Source organism: Stenotrophomonas sp. TWI700 (assembly GCF_039673645.1).
Taxonomy (GTDB): Bacteria; Pseudomonadota; Gammaproteobacteria; order Xanthomonadales; family Xanthomonadaceae; genus Stenotrophomonas; species Stenotrophomonas maltophilia_AA.
The window spans coordinates 104,876-130,000 of record NZ_JBDJMB010000009.1 but is presented as its reverse complement, the minus strand read 5'-3'; the positions used below and the strand labels follow the sequence as shown (position 1 = coordinate 130,000).

The following is a 25,125-nucleotide window of genomic DNA, read 5'->3' as shown; positions in this document are numbered from 1 at the left end:
CCGGCCTTTTTCAATGGCGGACCCGGTTTCAATATTTACAGTTTGTTTGTGTATTTCGCAAAAGAGAATGTATGCTGTTTCCGATGCCAAGGACCGGCTCACCCTGTCCTTAATATATTGCGGAGTAGTAGATGAGCATTGACCTGAGCGGCCTGTCCGCCAAAGAGCTGGGCGCGCTGATCAAGAACGCCAAGAAGCAGCAGACCATCGTCGCCAAGCGTCCGGCGATCAGCAAGGTCCGCGCACAGCTGACCAAACTGGCCAAGGCCCAGGGCTATTCGGTGGAAGAGCTGTTCGGCGGCGCCGCACCGGCCGCACGTGGCCGCGCCGCGGGCAAGGCCACCAAGGCCCCGGCCAAGGCCGTGCGCAAGCTCGGCAAGGTGGCCCCGAAGTACCGCAACCCGGCCAACCCGAAGGAAACCTGGACCGGCCGCGGCAAGCAGCCGCGTTGGCTGGCCGCGCATACCGCCAAGGGCAAGAAGGTCGAAGAGTTCCTGATCAAGAAGTAAGCCGGTCAGTCACTGCTGCAGATGGAAACGCCGGCCTCGCGCCGGCGTTTTCGTGTCCGCTGTCCGGGCGTGCGCCGACCGGGACGGTCAGAGATTCTTGCGCGCCGGAACCAGCAGATTGCCGAACAGCAGGCCGGCCACCAGCGCCATCACCACGTTGAGCACCGTCATCAGCACGGTCTGGCCGGCGCTCATGTCCTGCTGCTGGACCAGGGTCAGCACCCCGCGCAGGCTGGTGCTGCCGGGCACCAGCATGATGATGCCGGGCAGGCGGATGATCGCGCCCGGGCGCTGGGCCAGGCGACCGAACAGATTGCCGGCGGCGGTCAGCAGCATCGCCGACATGAAAATGCCGGCCGGGATGCCCCAGGCCTGGCCCGCGAATTTGGAGATCGCATAGCCGGCGACCGCCGCGGCCATCACCCACGGGAAATCGCGACGGTTGGCCTTGAACAACATCGCGAAGGCGAACGCGGCCAGCAGCAGCGCGCCCCATTCGACCCAGTCGGCCTGCGGCCGCGAGGCGCGGACCAGCGGTTCCAGCCCGACGATGTCCGCCAGTGTCACCGCGATCACCGCGCCCACCGTCAGTTTCAGGATCGTGGTCACCGCACCGGCAAACCGCGCCGTGCCCGAGACCCAATGCTGGCTGGCCAGCTCGTTGACCGCATTGGTCAGCGACATCCCGGGCAGCAGTACCACCAGCGAGGCGATGATCACCGTATTGAGATTGAGCGCCCCGATGAAGGAGGCCACCAGCGTCGCCACCGAGCCGGCCAGCAGCGCCGCCAGCGCTTCATTGGCTTCGCGCGTCGCCGGGCGGCGGTCGGTGTACATGCCCATGACGCCGATCAGCAGGCCGATCACCCCGGCGGTGGCGATATCCAGCCACGGCAGTTTCCACAGGCCGGCCACGCCCGCCGCGCCCAGGCTGTAGGAAAGTATGGTGCGGATCTTGCCCCAGCGGCCCGGATCCTTGTCCAGCTGGCGCAGCGCGGTATGGCCCTGCGCGATGCTCATGGTGCCGTTGGCGACCGCATCGGTGATCTGGTCGGCGATGCTGAGTTTGTGCAGGTCGTTCTCGCCCGGTGCCAGCCGGATCACGCGGGTAATGTCGGAGGAACCGATCGCCTTGGTCGGGTCGCTGAAACTCAGGATCAGCCCGGTCGGGTTCGACCACGGCTCGCAATCCAGGTCCAGGCGCTGCGCCAGCGCGACCACGGCCGCTTCCAGCCGCTGCGCGGTGGTGCCATAGCTGTGCAGGCGCCCGGCCATTTCCGAAACGAAGGCCACGCGCTGTGCGTAGGTGGCCGGTGGTGCAACGATGGTGGGGGCGTCGGCAGACATGCGCCGTAGTATTACCCGAACACGCCCCGGCCTGAAGAATCCCGGTGTCATCGTGCCGCGGCGTGCAGGCCCCGGCCTTGCCGACCGACGCGTTCAGCCCGGTCGGCGCATACGCGAGCCATGCACCCGGACAGGTTATGCTGCGCGCAGGACGCCTACATGACCTCAGACCAAGCCCCCCATCTCGAGCAGGATGCCCAGGAACCCGGCCTGATCCGGTTGTCTGGCCATTGGACATTGCGCACCGCGCTGGACGCGGCCGAAGTGCTGCGCGGCCTTCCGGAGAAAGTGACCGGTCTGGATGCCAGCGGGATCACCCTGCTCGACTCGGCCGGCGTACTGCAGCTGCTGCGGGTCGCGCACCGCGCCGACCTGGGCGAAGACGCCGTGACGTTCCGCGAGGAGCATCGCGCGCTGGTCTCGACCATCGAGGAAGTCGCCGACGACCGGCCGAAGGCCAAGCGCGACTTCGGCGTGCTGGCCGCATTGGAGCGGCTCGGTGTCAGCGTGCACGGCATGGGCCACAACATCGTGGCGCTGGCCAGTTTCCTTGGCGAGAACCTGGTCAAGGGCGCGCGCCTGATCAAGGAGCCGCGCCGCTTCCGCCTGACCGCCACGGTCGCGCAGATGGAACAGGTCGGCCTGGATGCGGTACCGCTGGTGGCGCTGCTCTCCTATCTGGTGGGTGCGGTGATCGCGTTCCTCGGCTCGACGATCCTGCGCGACTTCGGCGCGGAGATCTACGTGGTCGAGCTGGTCAGCATCGCCTTCCTGCGTGAGTTCGCGGTGCTGCTGACCGCGATCGTGCTGGCCGGCCGTACCGCCAGTGCGTTCACCGCGCAGATCGGTGCGATGAAGGCCCGCGAAGAAATCGACGCGATGAAGACGCTCGGCCTGGACCCGGTCGACCTGCTGGTGTTGCCGCGCTTGATCGCCCTGCTGATCACCCTGCCGCTGCTGACCTTCATCGCGATGGTTGCCGGCCTGGCCGGTGGCATCACCGTGGGCGCGTTCGATCTGGATATCCCGCCGCAGATGTACATCGCGCGGATGCACGACACCATGGAAGTGCGCAACATGCTGGTCGGCCTGGCCAAGGCGCCGGTGTTCGCGCTGGTGATCGGCCTGATCGGCTGCCTGGAAGGCCTCAAGGTCGAAGGCACCGCGCAGTCGGTTGGCGAGCGCACGACCTCCAGCGTAGTGCAGGCTATTTCGCTGGTGATCATCCTCGACGCGTTCGCCGCGCTGTGGTTCATGAAGATGGGCTGGTAACCGATGAACACCGATACCGCCCCGGCCCCTGACCGCGACGACGCCGCCACCGATGACGGCGAGCTGCTGATCCGCGTACGCGGGCTGACCAACCGTTTCGGCACGCAGGTCGTGCACGACGGACTGGACCTGGACGTGCGCCGCGGCGAGATCCTCGGCGTGGTCGGCGGCTCGGGCACCGGCAAGTCGGTGCTGATGCGCAGCATCCTCGGCCTGCGCACGCCGGACGATGGCCAGATCGAGGTGCTCGGCGTCGACGCCCGCTCCAGTGATCCGGCCAACCGGCTGCATATCGAACGCAACACGGGCGTCCTGTTCCAGGATGGCGCGCTGTTCTCCTCGCTGACCGTGGGCGAAAACGTGCAGGTGCCGCTGAAGGAACATCACGGCGAACTGCCCGAGCGCTGGCATTACGAGCTGGCCCTGCTCAAGGTGAAGCTGGCCGGCCTGCCCGCCGATGCGATCAACAAGCTGCCCTCGCAGCTGTCCGGCGGCATGCGCAAACGCGCCGGCCTGGCCCGGGCGCTGGCGCTGGACCCGCCCCTGCTGTTCCTGGACGAGCCCACGGCCGGGCTGGACCCGATCGGCGCGGCCGCGTTCGACCGCCTCATCAAGACCCTGCAGGAAGCGCTGGGCCTCACTGTCTTCCTGATCACACACGATCTGGACACCCTGTATGCGATCTGTGACCGGGTGGCGGTGCTGGCCGACAAGAAGGTCATCGCCAACGCCCCGCTGCACGAGATCGAACAACTGGACCACCCGTGGATCCAGGAGTACTTCCACGGACCGCGCGCGCGTGCTGCGCGCGATGCAAAGCACGAGAGCGAGTAAGCCATGGAAACCAAAGCCAATTACGTCCTGATCGGCGCCTTCACCCTGATAGTGGGCCTGGCGCTGCTGGCCTTCGGGCTGTGGGCCGCCAAGTACTCCTCCGACCGCACCTGGACGGAATACCGCGTGGTGTTCCGCGAGGCCGTCACCGGCCTGTCGGTCGGCAGCCCGGTGCAGTACAACGGCATCGCGGTCGGCTCGATCACCGAGTTGAACCTGGTCCCGGATGATCCGCGCCAGGTGGTCGCGCGGATCCGGCTGAACTCCAATACGCCGGTCAAGACCGACACCCGCGCCAAGCTGGCGATCACCAGCCTGACCGGCCCGTCGATCATCCAGCTCAGTGGCGGCACGCCGCAGTCCGCCGCGCTGACCGCGGTCAACAAGGATCCGGCCCCGATCATCCCGACCACGCCGTCGGCGCTGCAGAACATCACCGACGTGGCCAACCGCATCGTCGAGCGCATGGACCAGGTGCTCAGCGACCGCAACGTGGCCAGCATCAATGCGACCCTGGCCAACCTGGAAACGATCAGCGGCGGCCTGGCCGACCGTGACCAGGGCACCCAGGCGCTGCTGCTCAGCGCGCGCGACGCCGCGCGCAGCCTGGATGTCACCCTCAAGAGCACCAACGGCACCATCCAGCGCCTGGACAAGAACCTCGTGCAGCAGCTGCCGCCGATCCTGGACAAGCTGGAGACCACGCTGAGCAAGCTGGATTCGGCCGCCGGCAATGCCGACTCGATCCTTGGCGAGAACCGCGCCGCGATCAACAGCTTCGCCAATGATGGTCTGGCCCAGCTCGGCCCGACCCTGACCGAACTGCGCGGCCTGATCCGCGACCTGCGCCGGGTCAGTGACCGTCTGGACAACAACCCGGCACGTTACCTGCTCGGCCGCGACGCACCCAAGGAGTTCGAACCCAAATGAGCCGCCCGACCTTCTTCCGGCCCCTGCTGCCGATCGCCCTGATCGCCGCGCTTGGCGGCTGCTCGCTGCTGGGCAGCAATGAACGCAGCGCGGTGACGATCTATTCGCCCGTGGTCCGCATCCAGGCCGACCCGGGCTGGCCGACCGTCGATTGGCAGCTGGTGCTGGTCAAGCCCAGCGCCGCGCGCGTGGTCGACAGCCCGCGCATCAACGTGCGCCCGACCCCCTCCGAACTGGAGGTCTACAAGGGGGTGAGCTGGGCCCAGCCGGCCACCGACATGCTCGACGACGCGCTGGTGCGTGGCTTCGAGGATTCCGGCCGCATCAACGGCGTGGCCCGGGTCACCACCGGCATCCGCGCCGACTACAAGCTGGCCATGGACGTGCGCCGCTTCGAAGCCGATTACCGTGGCCAGGCCACGCCGACCGCGCTGATCGAAGTCAACGCGAAACTGATCCACGTGATCGACCAGCGCGTCGTCGCCGATCGTACGTTCCGCCAGGAAAACCCGGTCGGCAGCACCGACGTCGCCCAGGTCACCGCCGCGCTGGAACAGGGGCTGCAGACGCTGACCACGAACGTGGTGGGCTGGACGCTGGTGACCGGCGAGCAGGATCACGCCCGCAGCGCGGTCATCCCTGCCCGGGTGCGTTGATCCAGCGGAACGTGAGATTCAGGCGCTCGGCCAGCGGTCGCGCGCTCTTCGGCAGGGAATGCTGGTAATGGCGCTGGGTCTGCCCGCCCATCACCAGCAGATCGCCATGGTCGAGCAGCACCTCGGCCTTCTTCGCATGGTCGTCCCGACGGCGCAGCAGGAACCGCCGCGGCGCGCCCAGGCTCACTGACGCGATCACCGGCGCCGGTCCCAGCTCAGGTTCGTTGTCGCTGTGCCAGCCCATGCCGTCATCGCCATCGCGGTAGCGGTTGAGCAGCACGCTGTTGAAGGCATGGCCGCAGAAAGCGGTCAACTGATCGCGCAGCGGCAGCAGCGCCGGATGCCAGGGCTGCGGCACGAACTCGGTACCGGAATAGCGGTAGCGCGCGGCCGGGTCGCCCATCCAGCAGCTCAGGCGCGGGGAATCGACCTGGCGGCCGAAGATGCGGATCCTGTGCACCTCCCACGGGACATCGTCGCGGAGGGTGCGCTGGAGGGTGTCGGCGGCGTCGTGGGAGAGCCAGTGGCGGTGCCAGTGCACCTGGGCGTCGGGGAGGTGGAGATCCATGGGGTGACGCTAGCATTCCTTTGCCGGTGAGCGTATCCCGACCAGAGCAGGTCGCAGTGGATTTGCCCCCTGTCCACCAAAGATCGAAAATGACCGTCTGCCGGACCGGCATCGTTGAAAGAGCACCCCATGGCCCCACTTCGCCTCAGCGCTTCACACACCGCGACGGCTGCCAGCGAGGCTGTACCCAGCGCGCGCCACTTCAATGCATCGACGCTGTTCGCTGCGCGCCGCCAGGAAGTGGCGCGATGAGCTCGTCTGTAACCCGCGCGGTCCGCGCAGCCAGCCAGGCGGTTTCCCGGCATGGCGGCGGGCTGACCGGGCTGTGGTCGGTACTGCGGCGCGCTCTCAAGGTCGCCTCTGCAATGGGTGTTCGTGGGCTCGTCAATCGGCTCAAGCAGGCCAGCGCATCACGCATCCAGGTGGCGCAGCCGGTGGAACACCTGTTTCCCGCGCCCGTGCCCCTTGCCCGGCTCCAGCAGCGCGTCGGGCTCATGGCCCATGTGTACTACCCGGATCTGATAGAAGAATTCGCAGAGCTGCTGGCGCACATCCCGGTGCCGTTCGAGTTGCTCGTGTCAGTGATGGACGACACAGCCAAGGTCCAGGCCGAAGAACGCTTTGCAAAGGTTCCGCATCTTTCTGCATTGCACGTCCGCGTCGTGCCCAATCGTGGCCGCGATATCGCGCCGCTGCTGGTCACGTTCCGCGCCGAGATCATGGCCTTGGATATCGTCGGCCATATCCACACCAAGAAGTCGCTGTACACGGGCAGCGAGCAGGAGCAGTGGCGGCACTACCTGCTGCGATCGTTGCTTGGAAGCGAAACACGGGTCGCATGGATTCTGGGCATGTTCGCCGCCGAGCCCCGTCTTGGCATGGTCTACCCGGAAACCTATGAAAGCCTCCCCCCCTGGGCACACACATGGCTGAGCAACGCCGATGTCTGCGCAGCATTGGCGGCACGGCTGGGCATGGAGATAGATCGCACGGCCTACATCGATTATCCGGCAGGCTCCATGTTCTGGGCACGCGTCGATGCGCTGCGCCCCCTCTTCGCGTTGAATCTGACTACCAGCGATTTCCCCGTCGAAACCGGCCAAGTGGATGGCACCCTGCAGCACGCAGTGGAGCGCCTTCTGGCCACCGTCACGCGCCACCAGGGTCTGCTTGTCGGTGTACTGGCCCCGGGCGACACATCTCACCTGATCAGCGAGGGGCAGCGCAACTGGACCGAGGCGTTCGCCACACCGGTTGCCACCCGCATCCAGCTCTCCGCGCTGGATGCAGATCTGGTTACTACCGATGTATTCGATACGTTGGTGACCCGTCCGTTCCTGTCACCACACGCCGCGCGCGACTATCTCTCCTTCCAGGCCCTGGCTCAGTTCGGCGTGGATGATTTCTCGGCGGCGCGCCAGCTCGCCGAGGAACGCGCGCGCATGTCGAGCGGGCGCGATCCCACACTTCATGAGATTTACGCGCACTTCCCTGCGTTGGAATCCGCCGTGGAACCGCAGGCGCTCTTGGACTTGGAAATCACCACCGAGCAGCGTCTACTGCGTCCGCGCGAAGGGGTGTTGGAAGCCGTAAAGGCATTGCAAGGCAAACGCGTTGTCGCGCTATCGGACATGTACCTGCCAGCCGCAGTGCTCCGCCAGGTGCTGCCGCCCGCAGTGTTGGCGCTCACCTCGGAGTGGTGGGTATCGTGCGAGACAGCGATGCGCAAGGACGATCCCGCCACATGGACGACGATCTCACAGCGTGAAGGCATCCCGATGAAACGCTGGCTGCACATAGGCGACAACGAGCACGCCGATGTGCAGATTCCACAGTTGTCCGGCCTGATTTCCCCCGTCCATATCGTGCGCCCTGCGGCGTTGCTGGACATGGTGCCGGCACTGCGTCCGCTCCGACATGCCGCCGGGCTCAACGCACCATGGCCCGAGCAGTTGTGGCGGGGTCTGCTCGCCAACCATTTCGCCGCGGTGGGCGATCGGAGTCCGCCCCATCTCTCGCCGCGACCCACGCTGGATGCCTACAGTGCGGGCTATACGGTCCTGGGACCCGTCGTTCTGGATTATCTGGTGTGGCTGGCAAACCTCGCGAAAGAGCGCGAGATCGGAACGGTGCTCTTCCTCAGCCGCGAGGGATTCCTGCTGCAGCAAGCATGGGACGTCTTGGCCGGCAGCGCGCCGGCTCTGCGATCGCTGACGTCGTCATACCTTCTGGTATCCCGACGCGCCGCAGGCATGGCCAGCCTGCGCAAAGCAGCCGATCTCGAGCGGCTGCTGCATGGCACTTACACCGGTCCTCTGGTAAACCTCGTTGCCTCGCGCCTGGGTGAAGAAGCCGCTGTGGCCGTCCGCGAGCAGCTGGGCACCCTGGCAGATCGCGACATCTATCTACCTGAAATGCTGGATCAGGCCATCGTGACGTTGGCGCCGGCGCTGCCCTCGTTGCTGAACATCGCAGCGCACGAACGCGACGCCTACCTGGCGTACTGGCGCGAGACCGTTGGAGACGATGCTGCTCTGGTCGCGGATATCGGCTATGCCGGCACCATCCAGACCTATCTGTCGAGCATCATTGACCGCCCCTTGGGCGGAGCGTACTTGGCATTGCGTGCCGCTGCCCGGAAGATGGAAGGACATGGCTGGGCGGCGGCCCGGTATCACGATGGTCGCACGGCACCGGAGGAGGCCTCGCCGATTCTGGCCCATGACCTTCTACTTGAAGCACTGCTGGCAGCACCGTCCGGTCAGTTCTGCGGCTTCCGCGACACCGGCAGTGGACGCGAGCCGATGTTCGCGCCGCCCGAGCTGTCCGCCACAGGCCAGGCATCCCTCGCCCAGGTCCATCACGGCGCATTGACCTTCATCGCCGACGCCTGCGCGGCAGTGGGTGAGGATGTGCAGCACCTGAGCTTCGACCCCGAGGGTGTGCTGCTTCCACTTCAGTGCCTGGCCGATGGCCATTGGTCGGCGGGCCCCTGGCTGGAGACGCTCGCCACGGACGACAGCTTCACCGGCCGCGGCAGAGTCGCGGCCGGTGTCGCCGGATCGGTCAGTCGCTGAACGCCACGCCGGTTTTTTCCTTCAGCTCATCGATGCCCACGCCCGGGGCCGCCTCGACCAGCACCAGTCCCTTGTCGGTGACATCGAACACGGCCAGCTCGGTGATGATGCGATCGACCACGCCCACGCCGGTCAGCGGCAGCGTGCACTCGGGCAGGATCTTGTGCTCACCACTCTTGGCGGTGTGCTCCATCAGCACCACCACGCGCTGCACGCCGGCGACCAGGTCCATCGCCCCGCCCATGCCCTTGACCATCTTGCCCGGCACCATCCAGTTCGCGAGGTCGCCCTTGTCGGTGACCTGCATCGCGCCGAGGATGGCCAGGTTGATGTGGCCGCCGCGGATCATCGCGAAGCTGTCGTGGCTGCCGAAGTAGCTGGCGCCCGCGCGGGCGGTCACCGTCTGCTTGCCGGCATTGATCAGGTCGGCATCCACTTCGGCCTCGGTCGGGAACGGTCCGATGCCGAGCAGGCCGTTCTCGGACTGCAGCCACACATCCACGCCGTCGGGAATGTGGTTGGCGACCAGGGTCGGCAGGCCGATGCCCAGGTTCACGTAGGCGCCATCGGTCAGTTCGCGCGCAGCGCGCTGTGCCATTTCATCGCGGGTCCAGGCCATCTCAGTTCGCCTCCTGGCGCACGGTACGCTGTTCGATACGCTTCTCGGGATGCGGGTTGTGCACGATGCGGTGCACGTAGATCCCCGGCAGGTGGACCTGGTCCGGATCGATGCTGCCCACCGGCACCACCTCTTCCACTTCCACAATGCACAGCTTGCCGGCCATCGCGCAGGCCGGGTTGAAGTTGCGCGCGGTCTTGCGGAACACCAGGTTGCCGGCCTCGTCGGCCTTCCACGCCTTGACCAGCGCGACGTCGGCGCGCAGCGCGGTCTCCATCACGTAGTGCTTGCCATCGAATTCGCGGGTTTCCTTGCCGTCGGCCACCACCGTGCCGTAGCCGGTCGCGGTAAAGAAGGCCGGGATGCCCGCACCACCGGCACGCAGGCGCTCGGCCAGGGTGCCCTGGGGGTTGAATTCCAGCTCCAGCTCGCCGGCCAGGTACTGGCGTTCAAATTCCTTGTTCTCGCCCACGTAGGACGAGATCATTTTCCGGATCTGCCGGGTCGCCAGCAGTTGGCCAAGGCCGAAGCCATCCACGCCGGCATTGTTGGAAATCACGGTCAGATCCTTGGCACCGGTATCGCGCAGCGCGGCGATCAGGGCCTCGGGAATACCGCACAGGCCGAATCCGCCGACCGCCAGGGTCTGGCCATCGGCGACGGCACCTTGCAGCGCCTCGGCCGCACTGGCGTACTGCTTGCCACGTCGCCCGGCGTTGTCTGGGGACTTGCTCATCTACGCCCTCACCTCGTTGATGGAAGCAGGCATTGTAGCCATTGCACGGGGGTTTCCCCGGCTTTGGAGACCGCTGCCCGCCCGCCCACCCGCCTGAAAACGATTCCCATACACGGCAGCGGCTAAACTACTGCGCTGACTGTCAGAAGGACTGAATAGATGACGCTCCCCGCATTCAAGGCGTACGACATCCGCGGCCGGGTTCCGGATGAACTGAACGAAGATCTGGCCCGCCGTATCGGCGTGGCACTCGCCGCGCAGCTGTCGCCCGGCACCGTGGTCGTCGGCCACGATGTCCGCCTGACCAGCGGGGCCCTCCAGGACGCCCTGGCCGCCGGCCTGCGCGGCGCCGGCCGTGAAGTGCTCGATATCGGCCTGTGCGGGACCGAGGAAGTCTATTTCCAGGTCGATCACCTGAAGGCCGCCGGCGGCGTGATGGTCACCGCCAGCCATAATCCGATGGATTACAACGGCATGAAGCTGGTCAAGGAGCAGGCCCGGCCGATCAGCTCCGATACCGGCCTGTTCGCGATCTCCGATGCGGTCGAAGCCGACCAGGCGCCCGCCGCCGCGCCGACCGCCGGCCTGCAGTCGCATCCGGACAAGAGCGCCTACATCGCGCATCTGCTGAGCTACATCGAACCGAAGGCGCTCAAGCCGCTGAAGCTGGTGGTCAATGCCGGCAACGGCGGCGCCGGCACGATCGTCGACCTGCTCGCCCCGCACCTGCCGCTGGAGTTCATCCGCATCTGCCATGAGCCCGATGGCAGCTTCCCCAACGGCATCCCCAATCCGCTGCTGCCGGAAAACCGCGAGCTCACCGCGCAGGCCGTGCGCGAGCATGGCGCGGACTTCGGCATCGCCTGGGATGGCGATTTCGACCGCTGCTTCTTCTTCGACCACAACGGCCGCTTCATCGAGGGCTATTACCTGGTCGGCCTGCTCGCTCAGGCGATCCTGGCGCGCCAGCCGGGCGGCAAGATCGTGCACGACCCGCGCCTGACCTGGAACACCGTGGAAATGGTCGAGGACGCCGGTGGCCAGCCGGTGCTGTGCAAGAGCGGCCACGCCTTCATCAAGGAAAAGATGCGCTCGGAAAATGCCGTCTACGGCGGTGAGATGAGCGCGCACCACTACTTCCGCGAATTCGCCTATGCCGACTCCGGGATGATCCCGTGGCTGCTGATCGCTGCGCTGGTGTCCGAATCCGGCCGCTCGCTGGCCGATCTGGTCGAAGCGCGCATGCAGAAGTTCCCGTGCAGTGGCGAGATCAACTTCAAGGTGGCCGATGCCAAGCGTTCCGTCGCCCGCGTGATGGAGCACTACGCCGCGCAGGCACCGGCGCTGGACCACACCGATGGCATCAGTGCCGATTTCGGCGACTGGCGCTTCAACCTGCGCAGTTCCAACACCGAGCCGCTGCTGCGCCTGAATGTTGAAACCCGCGGCGATGCAGCACTGCTGCGCGCGCGCACCGATGAAATTTCGCAGTTACTCAAGGACGCCTGAGGCGAGTACCCCCACCATGCATAACCTTCTTCCCGTCATCCTTTCCGGGGGCTCCGGCACCCGCCTGTGGCCGCTGTCGCGCGAGTCCTACCCCAAGCAGTTCCTGGCCCTGGCCGGCGAACAGACCATGCTGCAGGCGACCTGGCAGCGTGTGGCAGCGATAGCCGGCCGCGCGCCGCTGATCGTCGCCAACGAGGAGCACCGCTTCGTCGCCGCCGAGCAGCTGCAGCAGCTCGGCGTGGCGCCGCAGGCGATCCTGTTGGAGCCGGTCGGCCGCAACACCGCACCGGCGATCGCGGTGGCCGCACTGGAAGCGACCCGCGATGGCGATGACGCGCTGCTGCTGGTACTGCCGTCGGACCATGTGATCGCCGATGAGGATGCCTTCCGTGCTGCGGTACTTCGCGCGGTTCCGGCTGCCGAGTCCGGCAAGCTGGTGACCTTCGGCATCGTGCCGACGGGCCCGGAAACCGGCTACGGCTACATCAAGGCAGCCTCCAACGGTGATGTCCGCGCCGTGGATCGGTTTGTCGAGAAGCCGGATGCTGAAACCGCGAGTGCCTACGTGCAGTCGGGGGAGTACTTCTGGAACAGCGGCATGTTCCTCTTCAAGGCCTCGCGCTTCCTGGCCGAGCTGGAGACGTTCAATCCCGCCATGCTGGCCGGCAGCCGCACCGCCTGGCAGCAGGCGCGCCGCGACAGCGATTTCACCCGCTTGGACAAGGAGGCCTTCGCCGCCGTGCCATCGGACTCGATCGATTACGCGGTGATGGAAAAAACCGCCGACGCCGTGGTCGTGCCGCTGGATGCCGGCTGGAACGATGTGGGCTCGTGGACGGCACTGCGTGACGTGTCCGAACAGGATGGGGACGGCAACGCGCACCACGGCGACGTGATCGCGATCGACTGCCGCAACACCTTCGCCTACGGCGAGCGCCTGATCGCACTGGTCGGCCTCGACGATGTGATCGTGGTCGAAACCGATGATGCGGTCATGGTCGGCAAGAGCGACCGCATGCAGGAGATCAAGCAGGTCGTCGCGCGGATCAAGGCCGAGGGTCGTCCCGAAGCGACGTGGCACCGCAAGGTGTACCGGCCGTGGGGCGCCTACGACTCGATCGACAACGGCGCCCGCTTCCAGGTCAAGCGCATCACGGTCAAACCGGGTGCGACGCTGAGCCTGCAGATGCACCACCACCGCGCAGAGCACTGGATCGTGGTCAGCGGTACGGCTGAAGTGACCCGCGGCGAAGAAGTGCTGCTGCTCACCGAGAACCAGAGCACCTACATCCCGCTGGGTGTGACCCATCGGTTGAAGAATCCGGGCAAGCTGCCGCTGGAGCTGATCGAAGTGCAGTCCGGCAGCTATCTGGGCGAGGACGATATCGTGCGGTTCGAGGACACGTACGGTCGTACCTGAGCATGCGGATGATCGAAAAAAACCCGGCCAAGGCCGGGTTTTTTCATTGCCGGTAGCAACTGTCTTGTCAGATGCCTGCCAGGGCCGCCTCGGCGTCCCGTTTGCGGGCGTTGAGGATGACGAGCATTTTGCGCATGACGGCTACCAGCGCCACCTTGCTGGCCTTGCCTTTGGCCTTCAGGGTGGCGTAAAAATCGCGCAGCCTTGGCTCGTAACGAATAGCGGTTAGCGCGGCCATGTAGAGTGCTTCCCGTACTACGGCACGGCCGCCGGCGATGCTCCGTTTGCCCTGCCAGGTACCGCTTTCGCGGTTCATTGGGGCCAGGCCGACCAGCGAGGCAATGGCCTTGCTCCCGAGGGTTCCCAGCTCTGGCAGTTCGCAGGCCAAGGTACTGACCAGGATCGGCCCAGCGCCTTTGAGGGTCCCGATGTTTTTCCAGCCGGGCTGCGCGTCAAGCTGCTGGGCAATGGCTTTGTCCAGCTGTTTGATGTCTTCGGCCAGCTGGGCAAGATGGCGCTGCTTGATCGTGATCAGGACCGGATCGGTCAGCTGCCGCAAGCGTTGCGTCTCGCTGACGCGCATCTGCACCAGATGACGGCGGCACTGGGCAAATTCGGCCAAACGCCGTTGCCAAGGCGCCGGCGGCACATAGCGGGTAAGCGGCAGAAGGTGGGCCATCTGCGCCAGCACGGCTGCATCGAGCCGATCTGTTTTGGCGGCACGTCCAGTGCCTTGGGCGAAGCGGCGTGCCCGAGCTGGATTGATGCGAACCATCGGAAGGCCGGCTTCGTGCAACGCGTCCAATGCAGCACGCTCATAGCCACCGCTGGCCTCTAGGACGACCTGCCTGGCAGGCCATTGTTTCAGCCATCGAATCAACTGAGCAAAACCGCGCTTATCGTTGCTGAACTGGCGAAATTGTGTTCATGGACGGCCACATCCAGCGCGGCCTGACTCACGTCGATCCCGATCCCATACATGGCAAAACTCCGCTAGGCTGACAGGGTCGAGAGCTCCCCCCGCTTGCCCAGTCTTATCAGTCCGAGCGCCAACTCGATCAACTGTTCGGGCGGATCAGGGAGAATCCGGCGTGGGGACCCAAGCTACCGAGCGGTCGCAAGACCTAGATCCACACGGTCGCCCACGCCGGGCTCTCGGCACCTAAAATGCCAGATCGGCAAGAGATAAGATCCACGCCATGCGTGGATAACCTGCCTGTGATCCTGCACCGCGTCAGCCACACATGGCGTGGCTCTACGCCTCGGTCAGCATTCCGCGATGACCTGCTTCAGGCCGTCCTGCCAGCGCGGCAGGGTGAGGCCGAAATCCTGCTCCAGTTTTGCCACATCCAGGTGCGAATAGGCGGGCCGCTTGGCCGGCGTCGGATACTCGGCCGTGGTGATCGCCTCGACGGTCGGCGCGCGCGCCAGCACACCGGCGGCGACGGCCTCGGTGAAGATGGCCTCGGCAAAACCATGCCAGCTGGTCTCACCGGTGGCCGTCAGATGCCAGGTCCCCGACAGTGCGCCATCGTGCTGCAGCGCCTGTGCGGTCACATCGGCGATCAGCGCTGCCGGCGTTGGCGTGCCCACCTGGTCGGCGACCACGCGCAGCACACTACGATCGGCGCCCACCCGCAGCATGGTGCGCAGGAAATTTGCGCTGTGCGAGGCATACACCCACGCCGTGCGGAAGATCAGATGGCGCCCACCGGCCATACGGATGGCGTCCTCACCAGCCAGCTTGCTGGCGCCATACACGCCGAGCGGTGCCGTCGCGTCGTCCTCGCGATACGGGCGCGTGCCCTGCCCGTCGAAGACGTAGTCGGTGGAGTAATGCACCAGCGGGACGCCGGCCTGCGCGCACCAGCGTGCCAGCACGCCCGGTGCCTCGGCATTGGTACGGAAGGCGGCATCGCGGTCGTCCTCGGCGCGGTCGACCGCGGTGTAGGCGGCGGCATTGACCACCAGCGTCGGCCGGACGCGGTCCAGCAGTGCGGTCAGCGAGCCAGGCTGGTCGAAGTCGGCGACCTCGCACACGCTTCCGTCGGGCAGCGCGCCGCTGCGCGTGGTCGCTACGATCGCACCCAGCGGAGCCAGCGCACGTCGCAGTTCCTGGCCAAGCTGGCCATTGGCCCCCAGCAGCAGGATCGTCACGGCTGGTAGACCGGCAGGCGGTCCTCGGCGATGTCCTTCAGGAACGGCGCGGTTTCATCCTTGCCCGAGAGCGTTGGTGCGCTGATCGGCCAGTCGACGGCGATGTCGGCATCGTTCCAGCGGATGCCAGCATCGGCTTCCTTGACGTAGACATCCGTGCACAGATAGCTGAACAGTGCACGTTCGGAAAGCACGGCGAAACCATGCGCGAAGCCTTCCGGAATCCAGAACTGCTTCTTGTTCTCCGCACTCAGCACCACCGCAGCCCACTGGCCGAAGGTCGGCGAGCCTCGACGGATATCGACGGCCACGTCGTATACCTCGCCTTCCAGCACCGTCACCAGCTTTCCCTGGGGGCGCGGCCACTGGTAATGCAGGCCCCGCAGCACGCCCTTGGCCGAGGCGGACACATTGCTCTGCACGAATGCGCCCGGCAGGCCATGCTCGGCAAAACGATCCGCGTTCCAGGTTTCGAAGAAGAAACCGCGATCGTCGCCAAAGACGGCCGGCTCGATCACCTTGCAGCCGGAGAGCGCGGTCTCGATCAGCTTCACGGCACCACGCCCCGCAATGCCAGCGAATGCAGGTACTGGCCGTAGCCGTTCTTGATCAACGGCGCCGCCAACGCCTCCAGTTGTTCGGCGGTGATCCAGCCCTGGCCGAAGGCGATTTCTTCCGGGCAGCAGACCTGCAGGCCCTGGCGGGTCTGGATGGTCTCGATGAAGTTGGAGGCTTCCAACAGCGACTGATGCGTGCCCGTATCCAGCCACGCATAGCCACGGCCCAGCGCCTGAAGGTGCAGATTGCCCTCGCGCAGGTAACGCTGATTGAGATCGGTGATCTCCAGCTCGCCGCGCGGCGACGGCTTCAGCTCGGCGGCGTAATCGCTGGCGTTACCGTCGTAGAAGTACAACCCCGTGACCGCATAGTTCGAGCGCGGCTTATCCGGCTTCTCCACCAGGTCGATGACCTTGCCGGCCTTGTCGAACTCGGCCACGCCGTAGCGCTCCGGATCGTTGACCCAGTAGCCGAACACCGTGGCGCCGGTATCGCGCTGGTCAGCGTCGCGCAGTATTTCGCGCAGGCCGTGGCCGTGGAAGATGTTGTCGCCCAGCACCAGGCAGCTCGGCTTGCCGCCGATGAAGTCCTTGCCGATCAAATAGGCCTGCGCCAGCCCGTCCGGACTCGGCTGCACGGCGTACTCGATGTTCATGCCCCACTGCGAGCCGTCGCCCAGCAGGCTCTGGAACAGCGCCTGCTCGTGCGGCGTGTTGATGATCAGCACGTCGCGGATGCCGGCCAGCATCAACACGCTGAGCGGGTAGTAGATCATCGGCTTGTCGTACACGGGCAGCAGCTGCTTGCTGACGCCCTTGGTGATCGGATACAGGCGCGTGCCCGAACCACCCGCGAGGATGATGCCCTTGCGTTGAGTCATGCGGTTGTCCTCTGTCTGGTGATCACCGCGCTCAGGCGGTGGTGCCGATGCGCTGCAGGCGGTAGCTGCCGTCGAGCACGCCGTTGACCCAGTCCTGGTTGTCCAGGTACCAGTCCACGGTGAAGCCGATGCCCTGTTCGAAGGTGTACTTCGGCTCCCAGCCCAGCTGGTCCTTGAGCTTGGAGGCATCGATCGCATAGCGACGGTCATGGCCCGGGCGATCGGTCACGTAGGTGATCTGGCCGGCGCGCGGCTGGCCATCCTCACGCGGGCGACGCGCATCGAGCAGGGCGCAGATCGCCTGTACCACCTCGATGTTCTGCTTCTCCGAATTGCCGCCCACGTTGTACGTCTCGCCGACCTGGCCCTTGGCCAGCACGGTGCGGATCGCTTCGCAGTGGTCGCTCACGAACAGCCAGTCGCGCACCTGCTTGCCGTCGCCATAGACCGGCAGCGGTTCGCCGGCCAGGGCCTTGGCGATCACCAGCGGGATCAGCTTCTCGGGGAAGTGATACGGGCCGTAGTTGTTGGAGCAGTTGGTGGTCAGCACCGGCAACCCGTAGGTGTGGTGGAATGCGCGCACCAGATGGTCAGAGGCCGCCTTGGACGCCGAGTACGGCGAGTTGGGCGCGTACGGGGTGGTCTCGCTGAATTTGCCGGTCTCGCCGAGAGTGCCGTACACCTCATCGGTGGAGACGTGCAGGAAGCGGAACGCCTGGCCCTTGTCGGCCGGCAGTGCCTTCCAGTAGTCGCGTACCGCTTCGAGCAGCGCCAGGGTGCCGACCACGTTGGTCTGGATGAACGCGCCGGGGCCGTCGATGGAGCGGTCCACGTGGCTTTCCGCAGCGAAGTTCAGCACGGCGTCCGGGCGGTGTTCGGCCAGCAGGCGAGCGACGAGCGCCTGGTCGCCGATGTCGCCTTCGACGAACACGTGGTCCGGATTGCCGTCCAGCGAGGCCAGGGTCTTGAGGTTACCCGCGTAGGTCAGCGCATCGAGATTGATGACGCGCACGCCTTTGGCGACCGCTTCGAGGACAAAGTTACCGCCAATGAATCCGGCTCCGCCGGTGACAAGCCATGTGGGCACTACCTGTTCTCCTGTTCGATGCGCGTGCAGGGACCCTTGGTGGTGCCCCAACTCAGCGCAACAGGATACATGCCGGCCGTCTTCACGACTGCCCGCCCAGCGTGAACGGCATGGGTTTCCCCTCGGTTTCATGCGGCACTGCAGCACAACCATACGCATTCGCATGGTGCCCCTGCGCCAGTTAGAATCGCTGTCCCACCCGAGAACCGGTTGCTGTGTACAGAACCGGACGTTCCCCCGTTATTGAAGGATCGAGCACCAGATGAAAATCCTCGTCGCGTACAAGCGCGTGGTGGACTACAACGTCCGCATTCAGGTCAAGCCGGACGGCTCCGGCGTGGTCACCGACGGCGTCAAACTGTCCCCCAACCCGTTCGATGAAATCGCCCTCGAAGAAGCGCTGCGTCTGCGTGACAAGGGCATCGCCACCGAGGTCGTGGTCGCCACGATCGCACCGGCCGATGCCCAGGCGCACCTGCGCAACGGCCTGGCCATGGGCGCCAACCGCGCCATCCATGTCGTGACCGACCAGGCCATCCAGCCGCTGACCGCCGCGCGCACCCTGCTCAAGCTGATCGAGAAGGAACAGCCGGACCTGGTCATCCTCGGCAAGCAGGCCATCGACGACGATGCCAACCAGACCGGCCAGATGCTGGCCACGCTGTGGGGCCGCCCGCAGGCGACCTTCGCCAGCAAGCTGGAGATCGCCGACGGCAAGGCCACGGTCACCCGTGAAGTCGACGCCGGCCTGGAAACGCTGGAAGTGGATCTGCCGGCCGTGGTCACCACCGACCTGCGCCTGAACGAACCGCGCTTCATCAAGCTGCCGGACATCATGAAGGCCAAGGCCAAGCCGCTGGAGACCCTGCAGCTGGCCGACCTCGGCGTGGACGCCGCCGATACCTTCAAGACCACCCAGTACGCCGCGCCGGTCAAGCGCAGCAAGGGCGTGATGGTCAAGGACGCGGCTGAACTGGTCGCCGCACTCAAGCAGAAGGGGTTGCTGTAATGACCAAGATCCTCGTTGTCGCTGAACACCACGACGGCAAGCTCAACGCCGCCACCGCCAAGACCGTCAGCGCGGCCGCCGCGATCAGCGGCGCCAGCATCGACGTGCTGGTGCTGGCCGCCGATCCGGCCGCCGTGGCCGCCGACGCCGCGCAGCTGGCCGGCGTGGCCAAGGTGCTGACCGTGACCAACGCCGCCAACGCGCAGGCGCTGGCCCAGGTGCTGGCCCCGCAGATCGCGCAGCTGGCCACCGGCTACACCCATGTGTTCGGCCCCTCGACCACGTTCGGCAAGGACCTGATGCCGTGCGTGGCCGCGCTGCTGGGGGTCAACCAGGTCTCGGACCTGATGACCGTCGAAGGCAGCCACAGCTTCAAGCGCCCGATCTACGCCGGCAACGCGATCATCACCGTGGAGGTCCCGGCCGACCAGATCGTCGTGGCCACCGTGCGTGCCGCGTCCTGGCCCGAAGCGGCCAAGGGTGGCAGCGCCGCGGTTGAAGCGGCCAGCGTGGAGGCGACCCTGCCGTCGCACACCCGCTTCATCGGCCTGGCCGCCGGTGCGACCGACCGCCCGGACCTGCAGAGCGCCAAGCGCGTCGTCTCCGGCGGCCGTGGCGTGGGTTCGGAAGAGAACTTCAAGGTGATCTTCCAGCTGGCCGACAAGCTGGGCGCCGCCGTCGGTGCCTCGCGCGCCGCCGTGGACGCCGGCTATGTGCCGAGTGACCTGCAGGTCGGCCAGACCGGCAAGATCATCTCGCCGGAGCTGTACGTGGCCGTGGGCATCAGCGGCGCGATCCAGCACCTGACCGGCATCAAGGACGCCGGTACCATCGTCGCGATCAACAAGGATCCGGACTCCCCGATCTTCGAGATCGCCGATATCGGCCTGGTGGGCGATCTGTTCACCTTGCTGCCGGAGCTGGAAGCGGCGCTGTAAGGTTAAGCTGTGAGGTAGTAGGCTCTGCCACGTCGGCCGCCTTGTGCGGCCGACGTTCTTCCCGCCCTGTCCAGGATCTCCTGCAAGCGTGTCTTCGTCGTCCTCAACGCCAGTGCCACAGAATGACTTGCATCGAAATGCGATGCGGGCAGGTTCATTCTCTCCGGATGTATCCGTCGTCGTTCCAGTTTACGGGTGCGCCGGCTGCCTTGAAGAACTGACCGAAAGGGTGCTGGCGGCGATCGCAGGCATGGGCCGGACGGCCGAGGTCATCTTCGTCGACGACAACAGCCCGGACCAAGCATGGAGCCGCATCTGTGAACTATCCCACCTGCATGCGGAGGTACGCGGCCTGAGGCTTTCCCGAAATTTCGGGCAGCACGCAGCCATCAGTGCAGGAACCAGCCACGCCCGTGGCAACGCCATCGTCGTGATGGACTGCGACCTGCAGGATGTCCCCGAAGAGATTCCTGCACTTCTGCAAGCACTTACACACGACGTCGAGATAGTCCTCGGCCAGCGCATCGAGCGTCGGGACACATGGTTCAAACGCACCGGTTCGCGCACCTTCTATCGCACCCTGGGTTGGCTCACTGAAACCAACTACGATCCAAGCACCGCGAACTTCGGCGCGTACAGCCGACAGGTCATCGATGCCATGAATGCGATGCCTGAGACGGACCGATTCCTTCCGCTTCTAGCTCGTTGGACCGGCTTTCGGACAGTCCGCATTCCTGTCGAGCACGCGCAGCGAAGCGAGGGCAAGAGCGGCTATACGCTCGGGAAGCTGCTGCAGATGGCTACCCGGATTGCACTCTCCTTCTCCGACAAGCCGTTGCGGTTGGTGATGACCGCCTCCTTCGCGCTCACCGGGGTTGGCCTGTGCGTTGCCGCCTTTGCCGTCTACCGGTATCTGATGGGGGACATCCGTGTTGCTGGCTTCACCAGCATCCTCGCCTCTGTCTGGCTGGTGGGTAGCTTCATCATGGCCAGCATCGGCGTGGTCGGCCTCTATGTTGGACGCATGCACAACGAAACCAAACGGCGCCCGCAGTACCTGGTCTGGCAGGATTCCTGGAGTGTCCGCCATGACTGAACATCGTCTGCTCAGGCCCTCACCGTTGGACTCGAAACGTTTCGCGATTCACGTCGAGCGTGCAAACATCGGCGCGAATACGCCTGAAGACATCGCCATCCATGCGATTCACGCTTCGTTGGCCGATCTGATCATCGCGCGTTTTCCTGCAGGTGCCTGCACGATCCCCAATGCACTCATACAACAGGGGGAGACGCTGATCCATGCCGACACGCTTGTCTACTATGACACTCCCCTTCCCTCCCCGGCGGGCAAAGAAGCCGGCAATGTGCGGCGTGCGTCGGCGACCGATCTTGAGGCGATCCACCATATCGCGTCTGCGGCCTTCCAAGGCTATCGCGCTCACTATGCCGCCAACCCGTTGCTGCCAGCCAAGCAGATTCTCGATGGGTACATTGAATGGGCGCAGAGTCGTGCGGACCCCACCGATTCCTCTAACGATACCTGGCTGGTGTTCGACGAAGACGCCGCAGCAGGCTTCGCCACGTGTGATGTCCAGGGCAAGAGCATCGAGATCGTGCTGAACGCCGTCCATCCTGCCTTTGAGAGGAGGGGACACTACGGAACGCTATTGCGTCACCTGCTTCACCACTATGCGGAACAGGGTTTGACAAAGCTGAGTATTTCCACGCAGATCTGGAACTACACCGTACAGCGTCAATGGTCGCGTTCCGGCCTGCTACTGGCAAATGCCTACGATACCTTCCATATTGATCGCCGCTTGAGCGCGCAGCGGAGCAAGCCGTGAACCCCACCAGCGCCTTTTTCCCGTGGCTCATGGTGGCCGCAACCGTTCTGCTCACCAGCTATGGCCAGCTCGTCATCAAGTGGCAGGCCACTTCGTACCAGGCGACCAACTTGGGATGGCTCGGGAAGCTGCCGGTCGTAGTCCAGTTGCTGCTCCAACCGTGGGTGATTTCGGCTTTTGTCGCCGCTTTCGGTGCGTCGCTGTGCTGGATGCTCGCCGTTTCGCGGCTGGAACTCAGCCGTGCCTACCCGTTCATGGCATTGAACTTCCTCATCGTCTGCATCGCAGCCGTGCCCTTGTTCGGCGAGGCATTCACCCTGTCAAAGACCATCGGCTTGGCCACCGTCATAGTCGGCCTGATCATCATCAGTCAAGGCTGATCTCACCCTGCTTCCCGCGAAGAGACCTCATGATTCCGTTCAATCGCCCGTTCATGACCGGCAAGGAACTCCCCATGATTGGCCAGGCTCATGCCAATGGCCACCTGTCAGGAGACGGCCCGTTTACCAAGCAATGTCACCAGTGGCTGCGAGAACGTACCGGCGCCGCGACCGCACTACTGACTCACTCCTGCACTGCAGCGTTGGAAGTGTCAGCCTTGCTTCTGGACTTGGAGCCGGGCGATGAAGTGATCATGCCGTCCTTCACCTTTGTATCGACTGCCAATGCGTTCGCCCTGCGTGGTGCAGTACCGGTGTTCGTCGACGTGCGTCGCGACACCCTTAACATCGACGAAACCCTGATTGAGGCTGCGATTACCCCGCGTACACGCGCCATCTGCGTCGTCCACTACGCTGGCGTGGCCTGCGAAATGGATGCCATCCTGGAGATCGCCGAGCGCCACGGCCTTGTGATCATTGAAGATGCGGCGCAAGGCATCATGTCTCGCTACAAAGGGCGCCCCTTGGGCACCATTGGCGATCTCGGTGCCTTCAGTTTCCACGAGACCAAGAATGTCATCTCCGGAGAAGGTGGTGCGTTGCTGTGCCGGGACGCGAAGTTCGGGGAGCGTGCGGAAATCATTCGTGAAAAGGGCACCAACCGCAGCCGCTTCTTCCGAGGCCAGGTGGACAAGTACACCTGGGTTGACGTCGGGTCATCCTATCTGCCCGGCGAAATCATCGCGGCCTTCCTTAGTGCGCAGCTGGAAGACGCTGAAGCGATCACGGCCCGACGCTTGGCGATCTGGGATCGTTACCACGCCTGGGCGGCACCGCACGAGGCCGCTGGTGCGTTGCGGCGCCCGATCGTTCCCGATGAGTGTGCACACAACGCGCACATGTATTACCTGTTGCTGCCCACCCTGGAAGCCCGCACCCAGTTCATCTCCAGCATGAAGGAACGTGGCGTGCAGACGGTGTTCCACTACATTCCCCTGCACTCTTCGCCAGCAGGCGAGCAGTTCGGCAGAACGGCTGGAGCCATGCGTGTCACCGATGACATAAGCAGCAGATTGGTTCGCCTGCCGCTCTGGCTTGGGCTCGAACCGGAACTGGACGCTGTATTGAGTGCTGCCGATGCAGCAATCCACAAGGTGCAGTGATGACGAGCCCAGCATCGGTGGCACGCCAAACGGATCCTGATGGCAGCATTCCCTCCCATGCGGGGTGTGGTCAAGAGCATTCATGGAAGCGCCACGTCGATGCCGGCATGCTGTTCCTGCTGGCATACGTCGCATTTTTCCTGGCTTCGAAGCTCATCGGCTTCACGACAGGCTACGCGCTTGATGATTACGGCATCATCCGGCAGGGCGGGGGCGAGAGCCTCGCTGCGTTCTTCATTTCGCAAGGACGCTATGCCAGCGCCCTGATGGATGTCGTCGTGCACGCAAGCCATCTGACGATGTCGAGCTTTTCGACGATCGGGCTTGTCGCGACTACAGTATTCAGCGGGCTGTTCTTCAAAGACGCGCTTGACCTTCCAAAGAAGGGTTCGGCCTCAGTCGCCATCGGCCTTGGCGCTTTGCTGGGCGCTCACCCCTACTACACGGAGTATGTGTCTTTCCGTCAGTCAGCGCTGCCCATGTCCCTGATGTTCCTTGGCATGTGGTACGCGCTTCGGCTGTATAGAACCGCGCTGGCGAATCACCCAGTCCGGCTGCTCCCACTGATCGGAAGCATCCTGGTTGGCACACTGGTGATGGGTTTCAACCAACTCGCCACGTCCTTCCTGGCCATCGCGGTGTTGTGCGTGCATCTTCGCCGTCAACAGCGGCACGCCCCGCTTGTGCTCGGCGCAGAAGTTCTGCGGCGCGCGGCCTGGATCTCCCCGATCTACCATGCCGCATTGGCCGGAGCCGTGTTGATTGTTGGCAACATGCTCGTAGCTAAACTCTGCATCGTCGTGTTCGATACGCCGGCTATGGAGCGCACCCAGTTGGTCGCCACTGGAGTGCTGGCAGAGCGCGCCAACGACGTCATGCGCCTGCTGCCGTTGCTCTGGACGCGTTCGGAGACGATCGTAGCCTGGCCCTCCAAGGTCATCGCGCTGACCGCCTTCGTCCTTCTGTTCGCCGGCCTTCTTCCCCGGAATCCCCGCCTGGCCGGCATCGCACTACTGACCTTCATGGTTGCCACGGCCGCGGCACTGATTCCTACGGCAGCATCCGCATCGTGGTGGCCGGTTCCCCGGACACTGATCGCAGTCCCATTTGCCTTGGCTGCAGCAATCGCCATGGCGATTCCGGTCGACAGCAGGAGAACGTCACTTGCCGGCATTCTTCTGATTGTGAGTGCCAGCATTTTCGCGGCACACAGCACAACCATTCTTTCGAATCAGCAACGCTTGAACCGCTGGGATCAGATGCAGGCTAGGGATATTACCCAGCTCGCGAACGAGAAGTACCCCGACGCCCCTGGAAAGCTGGCAATCGTCGGGCCCTCATGGGCGCACGATATCGCCCAGAGCATCGCCCAGGGAGATCTCAACATCTCGGCATTGAGTGTCGATTGGGCCCTCGACCCCTTGTTCGACGAGGCTACGGGGCGTGATCAGACGGTTCGTCTTGCTCCGGAGTTCAGCGAACTGTGCTCGACTTCGGCAAAATATCCAAACTCCGCTTCACTGCATCGGGAAGGCGACGAAGTTGTCGTCTGCATGCACTGACCAGCGTGTCAGTGGCGAGACCGCCCGGCCGCAGGCTTGTGGGTGGACGCCCCTTCCCCTTTAATGCGTT

The 25,125-nt window shown here is 64.8% G+C and carries 22 protein-coding genes and 2 pseudogenes; 15 read left to right on the top strand and 9 right to left on the bottom strand.

From position 1 onward, the window contains the following. Nucleotides 1-131 precede the first annotated feature (131 nt). Nucleotides 132-506, top strand: a pseudogene (locus tag ABE473_RS09455) (H-NS histone family protein); the annotation flags it as partial. 90 nt (nucleotides 507-596) lie between these two features. Here ABE473_RS09455 and ABE473_RS09450 read toward each other — a convergent pair. Continuing rightward, nucleotides 597-1,856, bottom strand: coding sequence for a threonine/serine exporter family protein (locus ABE473_RS09450; RefSeq protein ID WP_179461125.1), 1,260 nt, complete (start codon nucleotides 1,854-1,856; stop codon nucleotides 597-599). A 159-nt stretch (nucleotides 1,857-2,015) separates the two neighbouring features. Here ABE473_RS09450 and ABE473_RS09445 point away from each other — a divergent pair, with 159 nt between their 5' ends. The 4 genes from ABE473_RS09445 to ABE473_RS09430 are packed head-to-tail and all read left to right on the top strand — an operon-like array spanning nucleotide 2,016 to nucleotide 5,548. Then, entirely contained in the window at nucleotides 2,016-3,128 is a 1,113-nt protein-coding gene (locus ABE473_RS09445) for an ABC transporter permease (RefSeq protein WP_346489294.1), read from the top strand. 3 nt (nucleotides 3,129-3,131) lie between these two features. After that, complete coding sequence (locus ABE473_RS09440; RefSeq protein WP_346489293.1) at nucleotides 3,132-3,962, top strand: ABC transporter ATP-binding protein; 831 nt, start codon at nucleotides 3,132-3,134, stop codon at nucleotides 3,960-3,962. 3 nt (nucleotides 3,963-3,965) lie between these two features. After that, on the top strand, nucleotides 3,966-4,892 hold the full coding sequence (locus ABE473_RS09435) for an MlaD family protein (protein WP_176991044.1): 927 nt from the start codon (nucleotides 3,966-3,968) through the stop codon (nucleotides 4,890-4,892). Continuing rightward, nucleotides 4,889-5,548, top strand: a complete 660-nt coding sequence (locus tag ABE473_RS09430; RefSeq protein WP_346489292.1) for an ABC-type transport auxiliary lipoprotein family protein — start codon at nucleotides 4,889-4,891, stop codon at nucleotides 5,546-5,548. Before ABE473_RS09435 ends, ABE473_RS09430 begins: the two co-directional genes overlap by 4 nt. On the opposite strand, the gene ABE473_RS09425 is transcribed toward ABE473_RS09430, so the two are convergent. Continuing rightward, nucleotides 5,526-6,116, bottom strand: coding sequence for an alpha-ketoglutarate-dependent dioxygenase AlkB (locus ABE473_RS09425; RefSeq protein ID WP_346489291.1), 591 nt, complete (start codon nucleotides 6,114-6,116; stop codon nucleotides 5,526-5,528). The two genes, ABE473_RS09430 and ABE473_RS09425, sit on opposite strands and share 23 nt — an antisense overlap. Nucleotides 6,117-6,364: 248 nt before the next feature. On the opposite strand from ABE473_RS09425, the gene ABE473_RS09420 reads away from it, so the two are divergent. Further along, nucleotides 6,365-9,193, top strand: coding sequence for a rhamnan synthesis F family protein (locus ABE473_RS09420; RefSeq protein ID WP_346489290.1), 2,829 nt, complete (start codon nucleotides 6,365-6,367; stop codon nucleotides 9,191-9,193). On the opposite strand, the gene ABE473_RS09415 is transcribed toward ABE473_RS09420, so the two are convergent. Together ABE473_RS09415 and ABE473_RS09410 are read right to left on the bottom strand one after the other, a co-directional pair. Next, the gene (locus ABE473_RS09415) at nucleotides 9,183-9,812 is read right to left on the bottom strand and encodes a CoA transferase subunit B (RefSeq protein ID WP_121042580.1); all 630 of its coding nucleotides are present in this window, start codon (nucleotides 9,810-9,812) and stop codon (nucleotides 9,183-9,185) included. The two genes, ABE473_RS09420 and ABE473_RS09415, sit on opposite strands and share 11 nt — an antisense overlap. 1 nt (nucleotide 9,813) lies before the next feature. Next, nucleotides 9,814-10,548: a CoA transferase subunit A gene (locus ABE473_RS09410; protein WP_346489289.1), complete on the bottom strand. Its 735-nt coding sequence runs from the start codon at nucleotides 10,546-10,548 to the stop codon at nucleotides 9,814-9,816. Between the two features lie 159 nt (nucleotides 10,549-10,707). Here ABE473_RS09410 and ABE473_RS09405 point away from each other — a divergent pair, with 159 nt between their 5' ends. Next, nucleotides 10,708-12,057 carry a phosphomannomutase gene (locus ABE473_RS09405; protein ID WP_346489288.1) on the top strand — a complete coding sequence of 450 codons (1,350 nt, stop codon included), beginning with the start codon at nucleotides 10,708-10,710 and terminating at the stop codon, nucleotides 12,055-12,057. Nucleotides 12,058-12,073: 16 nt separating this feature from the next. Beyond that, complete coding sequence (locus ABE473_RS09400; RefSeq protein WP_346489287.1) at nucleotides 12,074-13,477, top strand: mannose-1-phosphate guanylyltransferase/mannose-6-phosphate isomerase; 1,404 nt, start codon at nucleotides 12,074-12,076, stop codon at nucleotides 13,475-13,477. A gap of 67 nt (nucleotides 13,478-13,544) precedes the next feature. Here ABE473_RS09400 and ABE473_RS09395 read toward each other — a convergent pair. The 5 genes and pseudogenes from ABE473_RS09395 to rfbB all read right to left on the bottom strand — a co-directional run bounded on the left by ABE473_RS09395 (nucleotide 13,545) and on the right by rfbB (nucleotide 18,159). Further along, nucleotides 13,545-14,458, bottom strand: a pseudogene (locus ABE473_RS09395) (transposase). A 285-nt stretch (nucleotides 14,459-14,743) separates the two neighbouring features. Further along, nucleotides 14,744-15,634, bottom strand: a complete 891-nt coding sequence (rfbD, locus tag ABE473_RS09390; protein WP_346489286.1) for a dTDP-4-dehydrorhamnose reductase — start codon at nucleotides 15,632-15,634, stop codon at nucleotides 14,744-14,746. Next, the gene (gene rfbC / locus ABE473_RS09385; protein ID WP_346489285.1) at nucleotides 15,631-16,188 is read right to left on the bottom strand and encodes a dTDP-4-dehydrorhamnose 3,5-epimerase; all 558 of its coding nucleotides are present in this window, start codon (nucleotides 16,186-16,188) and stop codon (nucleotides 15,631-15,633) included. Before rfbC ends, rfbD begins: the two co-directional genes overlap by 4 nt. Then, entirely contained in the window at nucleotides 16,185-17,072 is an 888-nt protein-coding gene (rfbA, locus tag ABE473_RS09380; protein ID WP_346489284.1) for a glucose-1-phosphate thymidylyltransferase RfbA, read from the bottom strand. Before rfbA ends, rfbC begins: the two co-directional genes overlap by 4 nt. A 31-nt stretch (nucleotides 17,073-17,103) precedes the next feature. Then, a complete protein-coding gene (gene rfbB, locus ABE473_RS09375; protein WP_346489283.1) occupies nucleotides 17,104-18,159 on the bottom strand; it encodes a dTDP-glucose 4,6-dehydratase in 1,056 nt (351 codons plus the stop codon). A 262-nt stretch (nucleotides 18,160-18,421) separates the two neighbouring features. Here rfbB and ABE473_RS09370 point away from each other — a divergent pair, with 262 nt between their 5' ends. From ABE473_RS09370 to ABE473_RS09340, 7 genes are all read left to right on the top strand, one after another. After that, a complete protein-coding gene (locus ABE473_RS09370; protein ID WP_176990683.1) occupies nucleotides 18,422-19,168 on the top strand; it encodes an electron transfer flavoprotein subunit beta/FixA family protein in 747 nt (248 codons plus the stop codon). Beyond that, entirely contained in the window at nucleotides 19,168-20,106 is a 939-nt protein-coding gene (locus tag ABE473_RS09365; protein WP_346489282.1) for an electron transfer flavoprotein subunit alpha/FixB family protein, read from the top strand. Before ABE473_RS09370 ends, ABE473_RS09365 begins: the two co-directional genes overlap by 1 nt. Nucleotides 20,107-20,194: 88 nt before the next feature. After that, on the top strand, nucleotides 20,195-21,202 hold the full coding sequence (locus tag ABE473_RS09360; RefSeq protein ID WP_346489281.1) for a glycosyltransferase family 2 protein: 1,008 nt from the start codon (nucleotides 20,195-20,197) through the stop codon (nucleotides 21,200-21,202). Beyond that, nucleotides 21,195-21,950 carry a GNAT family N-acetyltransferase gene (locus tag ABE473_RS09355; RefSeq protein ID WP_346489280.1) on the top strand — a complete coding sequence of 252 codons (756 nt, stop codon included), beginning with the start codon at nucleotides 21,195-21,197 and terminating at the stop codon, nucleotides 21,948-21,950. The genes ABE473_RS09360 and ABE473_RS09355 overlap by 8 nt, the downstream gene beginning before the upstream one ends. Next, complete coding sequence (locus tag ABE473_RS09350; protein WP_346489279.1) at nucleotides 21,947-22,330, top strand: hypothetical protein; 384 nt, start codon at nucleotides 21,947-21,949, stop codon at nucleotides 22,328-22,330. Before ABE473_RS09355 ends, ABE473_RS09350 begins: the two co-directional genes overlap by 4 nt. A 29-nt stretch (nucleotides 22,331-22,359) precedes the next feature. Beyond that, entirely contained in the window at nucleotides 22,360-23,493 is a 1,134-nt protein-coding gene (gene rffA / locus ABE473_RS09345) for a dTDP-4-amino-4,6-dideoxygalactose transaminase (RefSeq protein WP_346489278.1), read from the top strand. Nucleotides 23,494-23,600: 107 nt separating this feature from the next. Further along, on the top strand, nucleotides 23,601-25,055 hold the full coding sequence (locus ABE473_RS09340) for a hypothetical protein (RefSeq protein ID WP_346489277.1): 1,455 nt from the start codon (nucleotides 23,601-23,603) through the stop codon (nucleotides 25,053-25,055). The last annotated feature ends 70 nt before the right edge of the window (nucleotides 25,056-25,125 follow it).

Excerpts from the sequence above, each read along its gene's own strand:
- rfbA (WP_346489284.1), bottom strand. The coding sequence starts at position 17,072 with ATGACTCAACGCAAGGGCATCATCCTCGCGGGTGGTTCGGGCACGCGC.
- ABE473_RS09340 (WP_346489277.1), top strand. The coding sequence starts at position 23,601 with ATGCTGTTCCTGCTGGCATACGTCGCATTTTTCCTGGCTTCGAAGCTC.
- ABE473_RS09420 (WP_346489290.1), top strand. The coding sequence starts at position 6,365 with ATGAGCTCGTCTGTAACCCGCGCGGTCCGCGCAGCCAGCCAGGCGGTT.
- ABE473_RS09450 (WP_179461125.1), bottom strand. The coding sequence starts at position 1,856 with ATGTCTGCCGACGCCCCCACCATCGTTGCACCACCGGCCACCTACGCA.
- ABE473_RS09435 (WP_176991044.1), top strand. The coding sequence starts at position 3,966 with ATGGAAACCAAAGCCAATTACGTCCTGATCGGCGCCTTCACCCTGATA.
- ABE473_RS09415 (WP_121042580.1), bottom strand. The coding sequence starts at position 9,812 with ATGGCCTGGACCCGCGATGAAATGGCACAGCGCGCTGCGCGCGAACTG.
- ABE473_RS09400 (WP_346489287.1), top strand. The coding sequence starts at position 12,074 with ATGCATAACCTTCTTCCCGTCATCCTTTCCGGGGGCTCCGGCACCCGC.
- ABE473_RS09405 (WP_346489288.1), top strand. The coding sequence starts at position 10,708 with ATGACGCTCCCCGCATTCAAGGCGTACGACATCCGCGGCCGGGTTCCG.
- ABE473_RS09440 (WP_346489293.1), top strand. The coding sequence starts at position 3,132 with ATGAACACCGATACCGCCCCGGCCCCTGACCGCGACGACGCCGCCACC.
- ABE473_RS09365 (WP_346489282.1), top strand. The coding sequence starts at position 19,168 with ATGACCAAGATCCTCGTTGTCGCTGAACACCACGACGGCAAGCTCAAC.
- ABE473_RS09425 (WP_346489291.1), bottom strand. The coding sequence starts at position 6,116 with ATGGATCTCCACCTCCCCGACGCCCAGGTGCACTGGCACCGCCACTGG.
- rffA (WP_346489278.1), top strand. The coding sequence starts at position 22,360 with ATGATTCCGTTCAATCGCCCGTTCATGACCGGCAAGGAACTCCCCATG.
- ABE473_RS09355 (WP_346489280.1), top strand. The coding sequence starts at position 21,195 with ATGACTGAACATCGTCTGCTCAGGCCCTCACCGTTGGACTCGAAACGT.
- ABE473_RS09370 (WP_176990683.1), top strand. The coding sequence starts at position 18,422 with ATGAAAATCCTCGTCGCGTACAAGCGCGTGGTGGACTACAACGTCCGC.
- ABE473_RS09410 (WP_346489289.1), bottom strand. The coding sequence starts at position 10,548 with ATGAGCAAGTCCCCAGACAACGCCGGGCGACGTGGCAAGCAGTACGCC.
- ABE473_RS09430 (WP_346489292.1), top strand. The coding sequence starts at position 4,889 with ATGAGCCGCCCGACCTTCTTCCGGCCCCTGCTGCCGATCGCCCTGATC.
- ABE473_RS09445 (WP_346489294.1), top strand. The coding sequence starts at position 2,016 with ATGACCTCAGACCAAGCCCCCCATCTCGAGCAGGATGCCCAGGAACCC.